The sequence below is a fragment of the Buttiauxella cochleicola genome, assembly GCF_021282405.1.
GTDB lineage: Bacteria > Pseudomonadota > Gammaproteobacteria > Enterobacterales > Enterobacteriaceae > Buttiauxella > Buttiauxella massiliensis.
Map to the genome: position 1 here is coordinate 99211 of NZ_JAJSOU010000001.1, position 14996 is coordinate 114206.

The window sequence follows — 14996 nt, forward strand, 5'->3', positions numbered from 1 at the left end:
AGATGAAATCAGCAAAGTATTCGCTAGTTCTGTTATTGGGTTTTGCTCTGCTTTACCTGCTTCCCATTGAGTTTCGCGCGCTCTGGCAACCGGATGAAACCCGCTATGCGGAAATCAGCCGTGAAATGCTGGCTGCGGGGAACTGGATTGTCCCGCATTTTCTGGATGTACGTTATTTTGAAAAACCGGTCGCTGGATACTGGATCAATAACCTCAGCCAAATGCTCTTCGGCCATAACAACTTTGCGGTACGTTTTGGCTCGGTGTTTTCTATCACGATTAGCGCATTGTTAGTCACCTGGCTGGCATTTCGTTTATGGCGTGATAAAGCCACGGCGGTTATGTCCGGTGTGATTTTCCTCACCTGTTTGCTGGTTTATGGTGTCGGCACCTATGCGGTTCTCGACCCGATGATCACGCTGTGGCTGGTGGCTGCTATGTGCAGTTTCTGGTGGGCGACAAATGCGCAAACGACGGTGGCAAAAGCAGGAGGCTATCTGCTGCTCGGCCTGGCTTGCGGCATGGGAGTCATGACAAAAGGTTTTCTGGCGCTGGCGGTCCCAGTATTAGGTGTATTGCCGTGGGTGATTGCCCAAAAACGCTGGAAAGAGGTGCTGTTGTTTGGACCACTTGCAGTATTGAGTGCGATTGCCATTACCTTGCCATGGGCACTGGCTATCGCTAAAGCGGAGCCAACTTTCTGGCACTATTTCTTCTGGGTTGAGCATATCCAACGCTTTGCTGAGAAAGATGCGCAGCATAAAGCGCCATTCTGGTATTACATCCCGTTCCTGATTGCCGGATGTTTGCCGTGGGTTGCTTTGTTGCCTGGCGCGCTAAAGCGTGGCTGGCAAGAGCGCAAAATAGAGAGCGGAATGCTTTATGTCCTGGGTTGGGTGGTCATGCCGCTGCTGTTTTTCAGTATCGCGAAAGGCAAGCTGCCCACCTATATTCTGCCGTGCTTCGCACCGCTGGCCATCTTGCTGGCACGCCATGCGACACAACTGGCTGCGTCATCAAAAACTTTAAAAGTGAATGGTTGGATCAACACTGTTTTTGGTGGGATTTGTACGCTGGTTATCCTGCTGGTGCTGGCACCATGGGGGCTTGCGAAACATCCGGTCTATGCCAGCAATGAAGTACTCAAAGTAATCCAGGCCAGCATCGCGTTTCTGGTTTGGACGCTGGTAGGGTATTTCACCACGCGCAACCACGCGAAACTCTGGCAGTGGGCCGCGCTGTGTCCGCTTGGCCTGGCACTGCTGGTTGGCGGGGTTGTTCCAGACAAAGTTATCGATTCTAAACTTCCGCAGCCCTTTATCGATGTGGTACGCCCGGAACTGGAGAGCAGCCGCTATATTCTTGCCGATAGTGTTGGCGTGGGTGCCGGTATTGCCTGGGAGCTAAAGCGTGATGACATTACGATGTATGCAAAACCAGGTGAGCTGAACTACGGCCTGACAAACTTCGCTGATGCCAAAGATAACTTTGTCTCTCGCGAAGACTTTGCCCACTGGCTGGCAACTCACCGTAAAGACGGGAATGTTTCTTTGGTTATGTTGCTGTCGAAAAATAAAGTGCCAGAAGATAATGATGTACCAGCGCCAGACCAACTCTATCGCAAAGGGCGCTTCGTTCTCTTCTTCTACGAACAAACGCCATGAGTTATTTGCTGATTGTGCTGGCCAGCCTATTGAGTTGTGGAGGCCAGCTTTGCCAAAAACAGGCCACCTGGCGACCTGGTCGTCGCCACTTATTCGGCTGGCTGGCATTAAGCGTTACGTTACTCGGTTGCGCTATGCTGTTGTGGTTGCTGGTGTTACAGCGCATTCCCGTCAGCGTGGCCTATCCGATGCTAAGCCTGAATTTCATCTTTATCACCCTTGCCGCGCGTTTTATCTGGCATGAGGTTGTTTCGCTTCGGCATTGGTTGGGCATTTTGTTGATTATCGTCGGGATCTCCATTCTGGGAGGGGCTGCCTGATGGGCTACTTCTGGGCATTGATGAGCGTGCTGTTAGTCAGTTGCGCGCAGCTCATCATGAAATGGGCGATGATGGCATTGCCACCGGTTGAAAAGCACGACGAACTGCTTGCCGCTTTTATGAGTGCAACCCCTGGCGCACAAGCATTAATCGCCGGGTTACTTGCCTATGTCTTTTCAATGGCCTGTTGGTTTTTTGCATTGCGGCAAATAGCGCTGAGTAAAGCTTACCCGCTACTGAGTCTAAGTTACGTTCTGGTGTGGGCTGCGGCTATCTGGGTTCCGTGGCTGGGCGAGAGTTTCAGTATGGGCAAACTTGTCGGCGTGAGCGTGATTTTCATCGGATTGCTGTTGGTTTGTCTGCCAGAAAAAAAGCGATAATCTAAATATGCTTTTTTCTTCTAACTGATACCTTTTTGGTTTTATAAACCACAACAGGCATCCTGCTATAGTCGTTTCATTACACATTGGCAGTTATTTTTTAAGGAAAAAAGCGTGCGATTGACAATACCTCACTTACGGATTGGGGCTGTCTTGCTGGCAGGTTTGATGCTGGCGGGCTGTGACCAACAAAGCAGTAATGCGAAACATATTAAAGTTGGTGTGATTAACGGCGCAGAGCAGGATGTGGCGGAAGTCGCGAAAAAAGTCGCTAAAGAGAAGTATGGCCTGGAAGTGGAGTTGGTCGGGTTTAGCGGTTCATTGCTACCAAATGACTCCACCAACCATGCAGAGTTAGATGCTAACGTTTTCCAGCATCGCCCATTCCTCGAGCAAGACAACAAAGCACATAACTACAAATTAGTGGCGGTGGGTAATACCTTCGTGTTTCCGATGGCCGGTTATTCGAAAAAAATTAAGACGGTAGATCAATTACAAGACGGTGCCACTGTTGCAATCCCGAATGACCCAACCAATCTGGGGCGTGCTCTTCTGCTGCTGCAAAAAGAAAAGCTTATCACCCTGAAAGAGGGGAAAGGACTGCTGCCGACCGCGTTGGATATTACTGAAAACCCGCGCCATCTGAACATTATGGAGCTTGAAGGAGCACAGTTACCGCGAGTGTTGGACGATGCGAAAGTTGATGTGGCGATAATTAGTACGACTTACATCCAGCAAACAGGCTTGTCGCCGGTGCATGATAGCGTCTTTATCGAAGATAAAAACTCGCCATATGTGAACATCCTGGTTGCACGTGAAGACAACAAAGATGCGGAAAATGTGAAAGAGTTCCTGCAATCTTATCAGTCACCAGAGGTGGCGAAAGCGGCCGAAAAAATCTTTAATGGTGGGGCTGTTCCTAGCTGGTAATCACTGAAGTCATTGCAAAAACGAGTAGATTGATGGGCTGTTGCTAACAGCCCATTTTGTTATTTACGACCCAGCAAGAAGCCAAATACCACACCAACCGCCGCGGCAATCGCTAAACCGGCAATAGGGTTGGTTGACACCTGATCCCGCACATTATCTGTTGCATCTCTTACTGCGTAACTGGCTTGCGACGCATACTTTCTGGCCGCACCCTTAAATTCATCATCAGGGTTATTGGTATGTCTGCCATATAACTCCCTGGCAGTGCCTGCTGCTTCGTTGAGTTTGTCTGTTGTTTTGTCAAACATACTGAGCTCCTTAGATTTAATTGCGCAACTAAGTGTAGTTGAGAGAACCGGAGAGAAATGTTTTAAACCGAGAATTCAGACAATGTGAGAAAATCTCGCTAAGTGGGCGTTTTATCCCGGCATAGCGTTAGCGGTGATTAGTCTAAATGGCAGGAAAACAGGCAACTGCTCCTTCTCGCAGTTGCCTGTTTTCAGAGACAGAAAAAGCGTATCAAATTAACTCGGGCAGCCCTTTCAGGATCTTATCGAGCGTAACGGGATAATCTCTCACCCGCACTCCTGTCGCGTTATAGACGGCATTGGCGATGGCAGCGCTCACGCCACACAACCCCAGTTCACCGACACCTTTGGCTTTCATGGGTGAGGAGACAGGATCGGTATCGTCGAGGAAAATCACCTCCTGCACGGGGATATCGGCATGTACCGGTACTTCATAGCCTGCAAGGTCGTGGTTAACGAAATAGCCTAACCTGGTATCGACGGCTAACTCCTCCATTAGCGCGGCCCCGATCCCCATGGTCATCGCACCAATAACCTGGCTGCGGGCTGTTTTAGGGTTAAGAATTCGGCCAGCAGCGCACACTGCTAACATTCGGCGAACGCGCGTTTCACCGGTTGCAATATCCACTCCGACTTCAACGAAATGTGCTGCAAAAGTGGATTGCTGGAATTTCTTTTCGAGCTCACCAAATTCAATGTCATCCTCAACCGTTATTATCCCCGTTGCGGCGGCCTCCTTAAGAGGGGTTGAGCGGTCACCCTGGCGTATTTGTTCATTACCAAACACTGCCTGTTGCGGGTCAAAGCCCAGTTTGTTTGCCACGGCCTCGCGCAACTTCACACAGGCGGCATAAACCCCGGCCGTTGAACTATTGGCACCCCATTGGCCGCCTGAGCCTGCCGAAACCGGGAAATCGGAATCCCCCAGCCGCACCACGACTTTTTCCAGCGGTACGCCCAACATTTCAGCTGCTGTCTGGGCAATGATAGTGTAACTGCCAGTGCCGATATCCGTCATATCGGTTTCAACGGTGACGATACCCTGTGCATCAAGATGAACGCGCGCGCCCGATTTCATCACCAGGTTGTTACGAAAACCTGCCGCAACACCCATGCCGACAAGCCAGTGCCCATCGCGGACTTGCGCAGGCTGAACTTTGCGCTGCTTCCAGCCAAAGCGGTCGGCTCCGGTACGCAGGCATTCAACCAACTGGCGGCGCGAAAAAAATCGCTCAGGGTTGGCAGGGTCAACCTGGGTATCGTTGAGAATGCGAAACTCAACCGGGTCGATCCCCACTGTGGCGGCCACCTCATCAATAGCGATTTCCAGCGCCATTAATCCCGGCGCCTCTCCTGGCGCACGCATGGCATTGCCTTCTGGCAGGTCAAGTTTGGCCAGACGCAGCCCGGTATGGCGGTTGGCACCTGCGTATAACAACTCACTTTGCTGAACGGCTGTTTCCGATGGGCCTCCAGCAAGATTACCGGAACAACTCTCATGTGAGATTGCGCTAATCCGCCCGGTTTTATCCGTACCGATTTGAATATGCTGAATAGTTGCCGGGCGATGAGTGGTGTTATTGGGAATCAAGGGTCTTTGCAAAGCAATTTTGACGGGGCGTTTTGCTGCGCGAGCACCAAGTGCTGCCAGCAGCGCATCGCTACGTAGGAACAGCTTCCCGCCAAAACCACCGCCAATATAGGGTGAATAAACCCTTATATCTTCTTTGGGGAGTTTCAGAGTTTTAGCCAGGTCACTACGACACCAGTCAATCATCTGATTGGAGGTCCATAAGGTAAGCTTATTTCCATCCCACGCAGCCATAGAGGCGTGTGGTTCCATCGCCATGTGGCTTTGGTCTGGGGTGGTGTAGGTGGCATCAAACTGCACCGCAGAAGCGGCGAAAGCACTGGCAAAATCACCTGTTGATTTGTCCGGCTCTTCTTCAGATGCGGTGGTGACGGCGGGTTTTTCCTCGGCAAGATTGTATACACCCTGTTCGCGGCGGTAATCGACCTTAATCAGTTCTGACGCCGCACGAGCCTGCTCGAAGGTTTCTGCGACCACCACGGCAATGGCCTGGTGATAGTGTTCAATCGTCGGGCCTGCGAGTAGCTTTGCCGGGTTTTTTTCACCTTTTCCAAGCGGGCCTGCATTATCCACAGTCACAATAGTAATCACGCCAGGGGCTGCGCGGGCAGCTTCTAAATCAATTGAGTTGATATGCCCTTTAGCAATGGCGGAGCCCACCACATAGCCATATGCCACATTGGCTGCTTCGTTATGCCATTCGTAGGCATAGTGAGCAGTGCCGGTCGTTTTCAGGTGGCCATCAATACGATCATGGGGCTGCCCCACAACGTTGAGCTGGTCGATTGGATTATCTTTTGCCGGAGTATCAAATTTCATTGGCTTATCCCCGTGCTTGCATTAATACCGAGGCGAGCGTGCGCTGCGCCAGTATCAGTTTGAACTCGTTTTCAGGAGTAGGGTGCGCATCGGCGAATAGCCGCTCATAAACCTTTTGGCTACCATTGCTCAACAGTTGATCAGCTTCTTCAAGCCGCCACGGTTTGTGCGCAACACCACCAAGAGCTACACGTCCGGTGCCATCGGGCTGCACAATTGCGGCAACCGAAACCAGAGCAAAGGCGTAGGAGGCGCGGTCTCGAACTTTGCGATAGATATGTGTGCCGCCCAGAGGTGGAGGCAAGGTAACGGCAGTGATCAGTTCACCTGAAGTGAGTGCTGTTTCCAGATGCGGTGTGTTACCCGGTGCGCGATAGAAATCTGCCAATGGGATTTTGCGTACCTGTCCGTTGGGACTGACCGTCTCGACCGCAGCATCGAGCAGGCGCATGGCGACGGCCATATCGCTGGGATGGGTTGCGATACAGGCTCGGCTGGCCCCGACCACCGCATGCTGGCGGCTAAAACCCTCAAGAGCGGCACATCCACTGCCGGGAAGCCGCTTATTACAAGGTTGATTGGTATCATAAAAGTAGGGGCAACGCGTGCGTTGGAGCAAATTACCAGCAGTGGTTGCCTGATTGCGCAACTGGCCTGATGCTCCCGCGAGCAGCGCTCGGGAAAGTACCGCATAGTCGCGACGAATACGCGTATCTGCCGCGAGATCTGTATTGCGCACCAGCGCGCCAATGCGCAGGTCACCCTCGTCCGTTGACTCAATTTTGTTCAGCATAAGAGCGTTCACGTCAATCAGATGGGTTGGTGTCTCTATTTCAAGCTTCATCAAATCAAGAAGATTCGTTCCCCCGGCAATAAATTTGGCACCAGGATTACGTTGGGCGCTCGTAGCCGCTTCAGCCGGGGTTTTCACTCGCTCAAAAGTAAAAGCTTTCATGATTTTTGCCTCCCTGCCACATCTTCAATGGCCGCAAGAATGTTGGAATAAGCACCGCAGCGGCAGATGTTGCCGCTCATGCGTTCACGTATTTCGTCGGCGGTGGCCTGAGGAGGTGAATTCAAATCGGAGGTGACGTGGCTTGGAATGCCCATTTCGAGCTCTTTTAGGACCATAACGGAGGAGCAAATTTGCCCAGGTGTGCAGTACCCACATTGAAAACCGTCATGCTTGATGAAAGCGGCCTGCATAGGGTGCAAGTTATCCGGTTTACCGAGACCTTCAATGGTGGTGATTTCGGCATCCTGCTGCATCACGGCAAGGGTCAGGCAGGCGTTTATCCGTCGACCGTCGACGATCACTGTACATGCGCCACACTGGCCGTGGTCGCACCCTTTTTTGGTCCCGGTAAGATGCAGGTTTTCGCGCAGCGCGTCCAACAGTGTGGTTCGCGTATCAACGTCCAGTTGGTGGGATTCGCCGTTAACATTTAATGTTACGCGCGCCAATTCAGGCGGGGGAGTGGTGGTATTTGCGCTCGATCCAAAAGCGTGAGATGGCGTCATCGCCACGGTCGCGGCCGACACAACACCAACCTTGAGAAGCTCCCGCCTGGTCAGGCGAAAGCCATAATACTCAATATTGAGGTAGTGATTACCGCTGCTGTTGCTGCTTGCACTATACAAGTGCCTTTTATTCGCTTCATGGTCATGGTTGCTCATACCGCCTCCAGTGTTCGAAAGATTGAACCAGGAAAATGGAAGTCTCTGCGATGCTCAAATTTTTATAACGAACTATTAAGCATAGACGGCGCAGGCGTTGGGATTATTCCTGAATTCTGCCAAGAGGGGGGTTACAAGCGGCGTATCCATAACTAACCGCATACTCTGCCAGAGATGACATGCATGTTGTGCGGACACAGAGATAGTGTGGCTGCCATTGCTTAATGCTGAAGTGAAAGGTGATTAACATAAAATGCTCACCACACTCACCGAATCACAACAAATGAGCATTCATGATCTGTATCAAAATCATACCATCCATATAAAATATATATACCAAAGCTATGCGCCATATCATTGCTTGAGGATAGGGGGATATATATATTCAGCTCATCGCCTACCGGTGTGATCAATACGCGGTTTTAACTATATTACGCAGATGTAACGAGGTTAATTTTCATGATTAAAAATGCATTCGTGGAAAAAAATAGTGACGGAAATATTGTCGTTCGTGTAGAAGATAAACAGTTATCGACATTTGATGATTATAATTCCGCATTAGAATGGGCATTTTCAATTGGTTATCGTGTTTACAAAAAAGAACCTACTACCGATAAGCACGAAGAGTGTTGGGTTAAATATATACCTACGAGCCATCTATAATTTTGTTTCAGATATACGGTCATCATCTGGTTGCAATAGAATCTTTAAGAATCTAATCCGCTTTAATTAATATTGATTTAATAGGCATGCGAATGGAGTTAAGACATATTCGTTATTTTCTGGCCGTTGCCGATGCCAAAAGCTTTACCTATGCAGCAGAAGTGCTGGGTATTGGCCAACCGCCTCTCAGTATACAAATACGAGATCTGGAAAATGAAATTGGTACCAAATTGTTTCATCGCATCGCCCGAGGCGTTGAATTAACCTCCGCGGGAACCGCATTTTATGATGCGGTAAAAGTGTTGCCGGGTTTGGTAGAAGAAGCAAAATCATCAGCACTTCTCGCTTCGCGTGGCGAACTTGGGGTGCTTAAAGTTGGTTTTACTTCATCTTCGTCATTTAATTCCGTGGTCACGCGTAGTATTAAAAAATTTAAAAGCGATTACAAAAACGTCAGCCTGCAATTAGATGAGGCGCATACCGATAATCTCATTAAAGCCGTAGAAAATGGCGCTATTGATGTGGCTTTTGTCCGTACTGACCATCTTTATAGTGAACTGCTGGAACTTCATTTAATTCTCCAGGAGCCTTTGGCAATTGTGTTGCCTGAGCAACATCCGTATATCGCGCAAAGTCATATCACATTGAATCAGTTGGCAAATGAAGAGATGATTCTGTGTCCGCGAGATTACAGTGTGCACCTGCATGACACAATCGTTGCGTTGTTTGAAAAAGCAGGTTGTGTCCCAACGGTGAAGCAAACTGCACCACAATTATCATCCATTATTAATCTGGTTTCTGCAGGCGTTGGAATCTCGATTGTTCCCTCATCAATGAAAGCCATGAGTCACTCATCATCCGGTGTTGCATTTTATGATATCACGGAAGAGGGAGCTTATATTCCATTGGCGTTAGTCAGCCGGGTACATGAGCGCTCGCCAATTGTGAAAAAGTTTATTAATAATGTCGCTGCAGCACAGGCTGAAATAATGTCTGATGAATAAAGAAATCGCTTAATATATAAATAAAACGGTATCTGTCTTGCATTCGACAGGTATCGTTCAATCTATGGAATTCAAAGCAATAGCTTAAATACAGGGTGATCGAGTGTGCATGTCAATTTTTATTGCCATGGTACTGTTTATCCAGAGTAAAGAGTGAATGAAGAAATCTATTTTTTCGGTGCATCGTGACAGGCCGATAGGCCCTCGGGAATTATATATTCATCACAATTACCGCATAATACATGGCATCCGCATCGCTGTAGCGTTCGTATTGACATTCCTGATAATCAGGATGGCGAATTTACCAGACCATTCCTGGCCACTTATTACACTCGTGGTGGTTATGGGGCCAATAAGCTTTTGGGGGAATGTTATTCCTCGCGCATTTGAACGTATGGCAGGTACGTTAACCGGTGCGATATTGGGTATCATCGCCTTGCATATTGAAATGTACTCATTGCCTTTAATGATGGCATGGTGCGGTTGTGCACTATTTATATGTGGTTATTTAACAATGAGTAAGCGTCCATATGCCGCCTTGCTTATTGGTATCACAATGGCGGTAGTAAGTAGTGCTCCGGCTGGTGATTTTCAAACTGCATTATGGCGTAGTACAAATATTATCCTTGGCTGTATTCTGGCAATGCTTTTTACCAGTATCTACCCGCAACGGGCCTTTATTCACTGGCGTATCCAGTTAGCGAATTTTTTGACTGATTTTTCGAAAATAAATGCTACGGGCTTCTCCTGGAATGTTCTGAGTCGGCCAAACCTGACGAAACTGGACTCACGAATACTCGGGAATGTGGTGAATATGCGCAACCTGATTATGCCGGCAAGTCGAGAGGCTGGAATATCTAAAGAGCTTCTAAACGAGATTCAGTCCATTGCCCGAGATATGATCGCTACGCAAGTATTACAGTCTAATGCTCATTGGGCCTCGCGCAGCAGCCGCTTTCTTATTCTGAATTCGCGCACTCTTGCACAAGTGCAGCAGATGACTCAGAAAACGTTGCAAACACTGGCCATGGCTCTGCATGAGGGAAATCCATCACCCGCGGTGGCAAATAGCGAGCGTTTGACTGATATAACGAAAGAATTGCATGAGTTGTTAGTAGCCCATCCGGGGGATGAGGTCGTTGAAAATGCTATCCACGGGTATGTCTGGTTGAGCCTTCAACTTGCTCTCAAGCTTGAAAAACTATCAACTTTAATCACTCATGCTTTAACAGAGCAGAGAGGTTAATACATCTGGGGTGAACCAAAGCTCAGTAGAATCATTTCAGACACCAGGCTCGTTTTGATACCTGGCACTGTGGGATGGGGTTTTCATATATGCAAGAAAGTGATTTAGGTAGGGTGCAGATTATTTTCATACCTCAATATTTTTGCTCCAAATAGGAGGCCTTTAAACAGGCCTCCGGGAAAAAGCTTAGCCACCTGTCATCATTAAAACCTCGTCCACAAAGCTTTTAGCTCGGGAAATATCATGCTCATCAACATGTTCGATGATCAGCGGAATATTCGGGTATTTTTGCGCTAACAGTTCTACATAGAGTGGGTAATTCAGCGAGCCTAATCCGGCGGCTGGCAATTCCACCGAACCTGCGCCACGGAAGCTGTTATGTTCAGCTGCGCCGCCGCCAAACTTTTCGGCAACCGCATCGGTACGTATGCAGTCTTTGGCATGGGCAATTTTGATTTTGCTTTCCAGCACATCAAAAATGCTATAGAGGGTTTCATCAATAGCGTCGATATTTTTATCATCAAAATAGTTGGTTGGGTCCAGCGCCAGGCCTAAACCTGGATGGTCAACTTCGCGCATTAACCGGGCGACCTGGCTAACAGAGCCGATGATATTATTGACGTAGTTTTCGACCAGGAACACAGCGTTGTGCTCATAAGCAAAAGTCGCTAACTCTTTGGCGATGGCTTTAAATTCCTGATAAGCCTCTTCGGTGCTGTTTTTCGGATCGTAAAGCCAATCGCTGTCTGTGTTGTAGGTGCCCGTTTCACTGATCACATAAGGGGTGCCAAAGTCACGTGCGTGGGCGAGGATTTCCTTCACTGCGGCAATATTTTCTGCACGTTTTTGCAAGTCAGGGTGGACTAAGTTGGTATAGGCGGAAATAGCTACGATAGGCAGCGAAGCGCGGCGAAAAGCATCGCGTACCTGATGTGCTTTTGCCGGAGTAATATGCCCGCGCCGTAAATCAACATCAGTAAACTCAAGGTCTAATTGCACACAGCCCATACCCGCCTGCTTAATTTTATGGATAGTCTCACTCAGGGTGTAGGGGTAATAACCTGTAAATATGCCAACGTTAATCATTGTGTATTCTCCGGTAATATTTCGTTGAGATAGACAGTTCGTTCTTCCTGAATAGAGACATAGCTTGCTTCAATGCAAGCCAGGGTCTTGAGATTATCTTTTGCACTAATTTGTGGTGGAACATGATCTTCAATGGCGCACATTAAATTTGCCATGGTGCCGATGAAGGCATCAGGGAACCATTGCCTTTCCCATTGGGGTGATATCCATTGCCCTGGATAATAGTGCGAGGCCAGTTTCAATGTGCTGCCACAATATTCCGGTTCGCGGCGATGCCAGCCAAAATCGCCTTCGGTAAGACCTGCCGTTCCTTCAACGCGCCAGTTGATGTAATTATTTTTGGCACATGGCTCACCTGGCCACGCCCACACATCATCAAGGCTTGTTGCAATCAGGCCGTTCGCGTACTGGAAGGTGTATTGGGTGATCCCATCGGTATGTTCAAATGAAGTGCGTGGGTCAGTCCGGCATACTGCGGTGACTTTTACAGGGTCGCCAAATAAAAACCGGAAAGCATCAATGTGGTGGATAGCCATGGCATACAGCTCAAGCCTTTTATATTGCTGTAAAAAGATCTGCCAGTCAGGAATTGCACGCATATCAATACTGGCAATTACCGGGGTACCAATCAGTTGATTCTCAATAATGTATTTCAATGCGCGTATCGACGGGTCATAGCGCATATTCGAATTTACCGCGACAGGGATGCCACTTTTTTCACTAAGTCGGACAATCTCTTGTCCATCTTCCAAAGACATTGCGAGAGGTTTTTGGCAAAGAATCCCTTTGATGTGTTTGGCTGGAGAATCTGGCCCACAAATAAAGCGCACAATCTCGAGTTGCACATGGGGTGGAACGGCAATATCTACAATCTCGATTTGCGGATCGCAGACCATCTCCTGCCAGGTGGTATAGACCTTTTCGATACCAAACAACTCAGCGAGCCGATGACAATGTGTCTGTTCTCTGGAGGTAATGGCGTATGTTGTGAAACCCGCTTTTTGGTATGCCACCAGGTGGCAATGTTCAACAATAAAACCGGCACCAATAATCCCGATTTTATAATCCGGTCGTTTTGGAAGAACGGGTCGCGTGGCGTGCTCTAATTGACGTAATAAAGTATCCATAGAACCCTCAGTAATCGCGGTGAAGTTGAGAGAGATGGATTCACTTTAGACTGCAGTGCCAAATAGTGTCATAGGTGGAATTCTCCACAACATGGATGCAAATCTCAGGGCAATGGTTATGTGAGTCAGTTCATAAATACACCAGTTTATGGTGCGAATATTTTGCAAAGGGCTAGCGGGGGGGAATAAAACAGCCTCTGATTACCAGAGGCCGCAAGATTACTGTTAAAAGAAGGTTTCCATTTGAATCCCGAAACTCCACTCGCCACCGGCAGTAAAGTCTTTCTCGCCGAGCGTATCGTGCGGGCTGTAATTATCCAGCGATTTATCCCAGTTCATCCAGGTTGCGAAGAAGCGCAATTCAGGACGGCTGAAGAATGGCGAAATATTGTCAGCGCGGAAGGTTGGGGCAAAGGTCAGCTTGTAAAAGTTACCGTGGACTTTCTGGTAATCAAGATAACCATTCGGGTCTAAATCCATATATTGCCAGGAGGCTTCGTATCCTAATACAAAGTTTTCGGTGATATTTTGCATTAAGCGACCATTAAGGGTGATCCAGCGGTAGTCATCATTTTTTACGTAACGATCGCTACTATGCTGTGCCAGCACAGAAGGGGCAAAATCCCAGTCTTTGGCAAGATTCACGATACCGTAGCTTGCCAGGCGCAGCGTTTTCGCATCCGATAGTAATGCAGGGTCTGTACCGATATTTTTAACTTCGGCACCCAGGCCTTGCCCCCAGGAAATAGCACTGCGTGATTCACCTTTAGTCAGGCCATAGAAGCTATCGGTTTTGTAGCCCAGCAATGTGGTGTAACCCTGGTCTGCCGCATTAAAGACTTTTATTCCGTTCGGGATTTGTCGTTCATCATTATCTTTAGCTTTCATTCCACTGACATATAACTGCACTGGGCCAACGTAGTTATTTGCCGTCAGGATATAGTTCTGAACGTCATTATTTACGATGTCTACGTCACCAAAACTACGACCAATAAATGAAAAATTACTGTGGATGTCGTCACTCCACTTGATGTCGTAAATACCGCCACCCGTACCATTTAGTGCGATAAATTTTGAATCAAGCCATGGGATTTCAAAATTATCACGATCCACTCGTTTACCAGCCCATAACGTAGTGTCTTTAAAAATACCGGTAAAACTTGGCAAGGAGGCAATTTCCGCGAACACCTGGCTGACGTTTAAAGTGCTGGAGTCTGCTGTCCAGTCGTTATAACTCTTTTGCTGATCGGCGATCATCGTCATAAAGCGTGTTGTTGCGCCGTTATCAAGGCGTTGTTTTTTCTCCAGATAAACTTCGACGTAGGTATCTGGTTCATTACCAAGACGCCCAACCGCGCCACCTGTTTGCCCTGCAGGGGTCAAATAAGGGCCACCCTGGGCGTGACGGGCATTTTGTGTTGTCATCATTCCTGAACGCGCGTAGCCATGAAGTTCGAAATAACCATTGTCATCCGGGGTGACTTTCTCAATATGTTTGGTGCGTTTTTCTAAATCCTGCGTCGTTTTTTGCGCCTGTTGAGCTTGTTGTTCGCTGTGTTGTATTTGAGCCTGTAATTGTTCATTCTTTTGCTCGGCAATAGTGGCTCGGGATTCTGCTTTTTGCAGTCGTAATTCTAATTGATTAAGGCGTTCTTCAATGGTTAATCCAGGGGCGGCAATGACATGAGGAATCGATAATATATTTATAAGCCCGCAGCCTATAAGTGCAGCAGAAGTCATTTTCATATTATTCTCGTCAATCGTTTGTCAGATATAAAAAAGGTAATGAAAAGCCCTGCGCCAGTTAAATGGCGCAAGCGCAGGGTTTATTTATTTTATTTTTCAGTTAATCGAGGTGATATATTTCTTCCATCTCAACCCATAGAGTTCCTTCTGGCTCTCCATCTAGTGGCTTCTGGCAGGGGCCAGTTTCTTGCCACCACTCTTGAGTTTTCAGGTGTGCAGCCATCTTTTTCTGATCGGCTTCGTAATCGTCACCCATATATTCAAGATAACTGAACAGTAATCCATTTTTATAATAAATAGAGAAGTTACGTAAGTTACATTCTTTAATCATGGCATTGACTTCAGGCCACGGGTTAGCATGTAACGCTTTATAATATTCCAGCTTCTCAGGCCTGACCTGAACAACACAGCCGAAACGGCGTAATTTACTCATGG

General features: G+C 48.1%; 15 protein-coding genes. 7 read left to right on the top strand and 8 right to left on the bottom strand.

Annotation, left to right across the window (positions count from 1 at the left end):
• Window positions 1–2: 2 nt before the first annotated feature.
• The 4 genes from arnT to nlpA all read left to right on the top strand — a co-directional run bounded on the left by arnT (window position 3) and on the right by nlpA (window position 3294).
• Window positions 3–1664 carry a lipid IV(A) 4-amino-4-deoxy-L-arabinosyltransferase gene (arnT, locus tag LVQ79_RS00420; RefSeq protein WP_232863489.1) on the top strand — a complete coding sequence of 554 codons (1662 nt, stop codon included), beginning with the start codon at window positions 3–5 and terminating at the stop codon, window positions 1662–1664.
• A complete protein-coding gene (gene arnE / locus LVQ79_RS00425; RefSeq protein ID WP_134182216.1) occupies window positions 1661–1984 on the top strand; it encodes a 4-amino-4-deoxy-L-arabinose-phosphoundecaprenol flippase subunit ArnE in 324 nt (107 codons plus the stop codon). Before arnT ends, arnE begins: the two co-directional genes overlap by 4 nt.
• Window positions 1984–2364 (top strand): 4-amino-4-deoxy-L-arabinose-phosphoundecaprenol flippase subunit ArnF, encoded by a 381-nt coding sequence (arnF, locus tag LVQ79_RS00430; protein WP_232863490.1) that lies wholly within the window; start codon window positions 1984–1986, stop codon window positions 2362–2364. The genes arnE and arnF overlap by 1 nt, the downstream gene beginning before the upstream one ends.
• A gap of 114 nt (window positions 2365–2478) precedes the next feature.
• Window positions 2479–3294 (top strand): lipoprotein NlpA, encoded by an 816-nt coding sequence (gene nlpA / locus LVQ79_RS00435; protein WP_232863491.1) that lies wholly within the window; start codon window positions 2479–2481, stop codon window positions 3292–3294.
• 59 nt (window positions 3295–3353) lie between these two features.
• Here the strand turns inward: nlpA and LVQ79_RS00440 are convergent, their stop codons facing one another.
• The 4 genes from LVQ79_RS00440 to paoA form a co-directional block, all read right to left on the bottom strand.
• Entirely contained in the window at window positions 3354–3602 is a 249-nt protein-coding gene (locus LVQ79_RS00440; protein ID WP_064511796.1) for an ElaB/YgaM/YqjD family protein, read from the bottom strand.
• A 211-nt stretch (window positions 3603–3813) separates the two neighbouring features.
• Window positions 3814–6012 (bottom strand): aldehyde oxidoreductase molybdenum-binding subunit PaoC, encoded by a 2199-nt coding sequence (paoC, locus tag LVQ79_RS00445; RefSeq protein WP_232863492.1) that lies wholly within the window; start codon window positions 6010–6012, stop codon window positions 3814–3816.
• 4 nt (window positions 6013–6016) lie between these two features.
• Window positions 6017–6967: an FAD binding domain-containing protein gene (locus tag LVQ79_RS00450; RefSeq protein WP_232863493.1), complete on the bottom strand. Its 951-nt coding sequence runs from the start codon at window positions 6965–6967 to the stop codon at window positions 6017–6019.
• Window positions 6964–7587, bottom strand: a complete 624-nt coding sequence (gene paoA / locus LVQ79_RS00455) for an aldehyde dehydrogenase iron-sulfur subunit PaoA (protein ID WP_255668710.1) — start codon at window positions 7585–7587, stop codon at window positions 6964–6966. The genes LVQ79_RS00450 and paoA overlap by 4 nt, the downstream gene beginning before the upstream one ends.
• A 561-nt stretch (window positions 7588–8148) precedes the next feature.
• On the opposite strand from paoA, the gene LVQ79_RS00460 reads away from it, so the two are divergent.
• The 3 genes from LVQ79_RS00460 (at window position 8149) to LVQ79_RS00470 (ending at window position 10602) form a co-directional block, all read left to right on the top strand.
• On the top strand, window positions 8149–8352 hold the full coding sequence (locus tag LVQ79_RS00460; protein WP_232863494.1) for a hypothetical protein: 204 nt from the start codon (window positions 8149–8151) through the stop codon (window positions 8350–8352).
• Window positions 8353–8444: 92 nt separating this feature from the next.
• A complete protein-coding gene (locus LVQ79_RS00465) occupies window positions 8445–9356 on the top strand; it encodes a LysR family transcriptional regulator (protein ID WP_232863495.1) in 912 nt (303 codons plus the stop codon).
• Window positions 9357–9513: 157 nt separating this feature from the next.
• Window positions 9514–10602 (top strand): FUSC family protein, encoded by a 1089-nt coding sequence (locus tag LVQ79_RS00470; RefSeq protein WP_232863496.1) that lies wholly within the window; start codon window positions 9514–9516, stop codon window positions 10600–10602.
• Window positions 10603–10788: 186 nt separating this feature from the next.
• On the opposite strand, the gene LVQ79_RS00475 is transcribed toward LVQ79_RS00470, so the two are convergent.
• The 4 genes from LVQ79_RS00475 to LVQ79_RS00490 all read right to left on the bottom strand — a co-directional run bounded on the left by LVQ79_RS00475 (window position 10789) and on the right by LVQ79_RS00490 (window position 14994).
• A complete protein-coding gene (locus LVQ79_RS00475) occupies window positions 10789–11688 on the bottom strand; it encodes a sugar phosphate isomerase/epimerase family protein (RefSeq protein ID WP_232863497.1) in 900 nt (299 codons plus the stop codon).
• Complete coding sequence (locus LVQ79_RS00480; RefSeq protein WP_232863498.1) at window positions 11685–12815, bottom strand: Gfo/Idh/MocA family protein; 1131 nt, start codon at window positions 12813–12815, stop codon at window positions 11685–11687. Before LVQ79_RS00480 ends, LVQ79_RS00475 begins: the two co-directional genes overlap by 4 nt.
• Window positions 12816–13040: 225 nt before the next feature.
• Window positions 13041–14561, bottom strand: a complete 1521-nt coding sequence (locus tag LVQ79_RS00485; RefSeq protein WP_232863499.1) for a carbohydrate porin — start codon at window positions 14559–14561, stop codon at window positions 13041–13043.
• Window positions 14562–14661: 100 nt separating this feature from the next.
• Window positions 14662–14994: an L-rhamnose mutarotase gene (locus tag LVQ79_RS00490; RefSeq protein WP_232863500.1), complete on the bottom strand. Its 333-nt coding sequence runs from the start codon at window positions 14992–14994 to the stop codon at window positions 14662–14664.
• Between the last annotated feature and the right edge of the window lie 2 nt (window positions 14995–14996).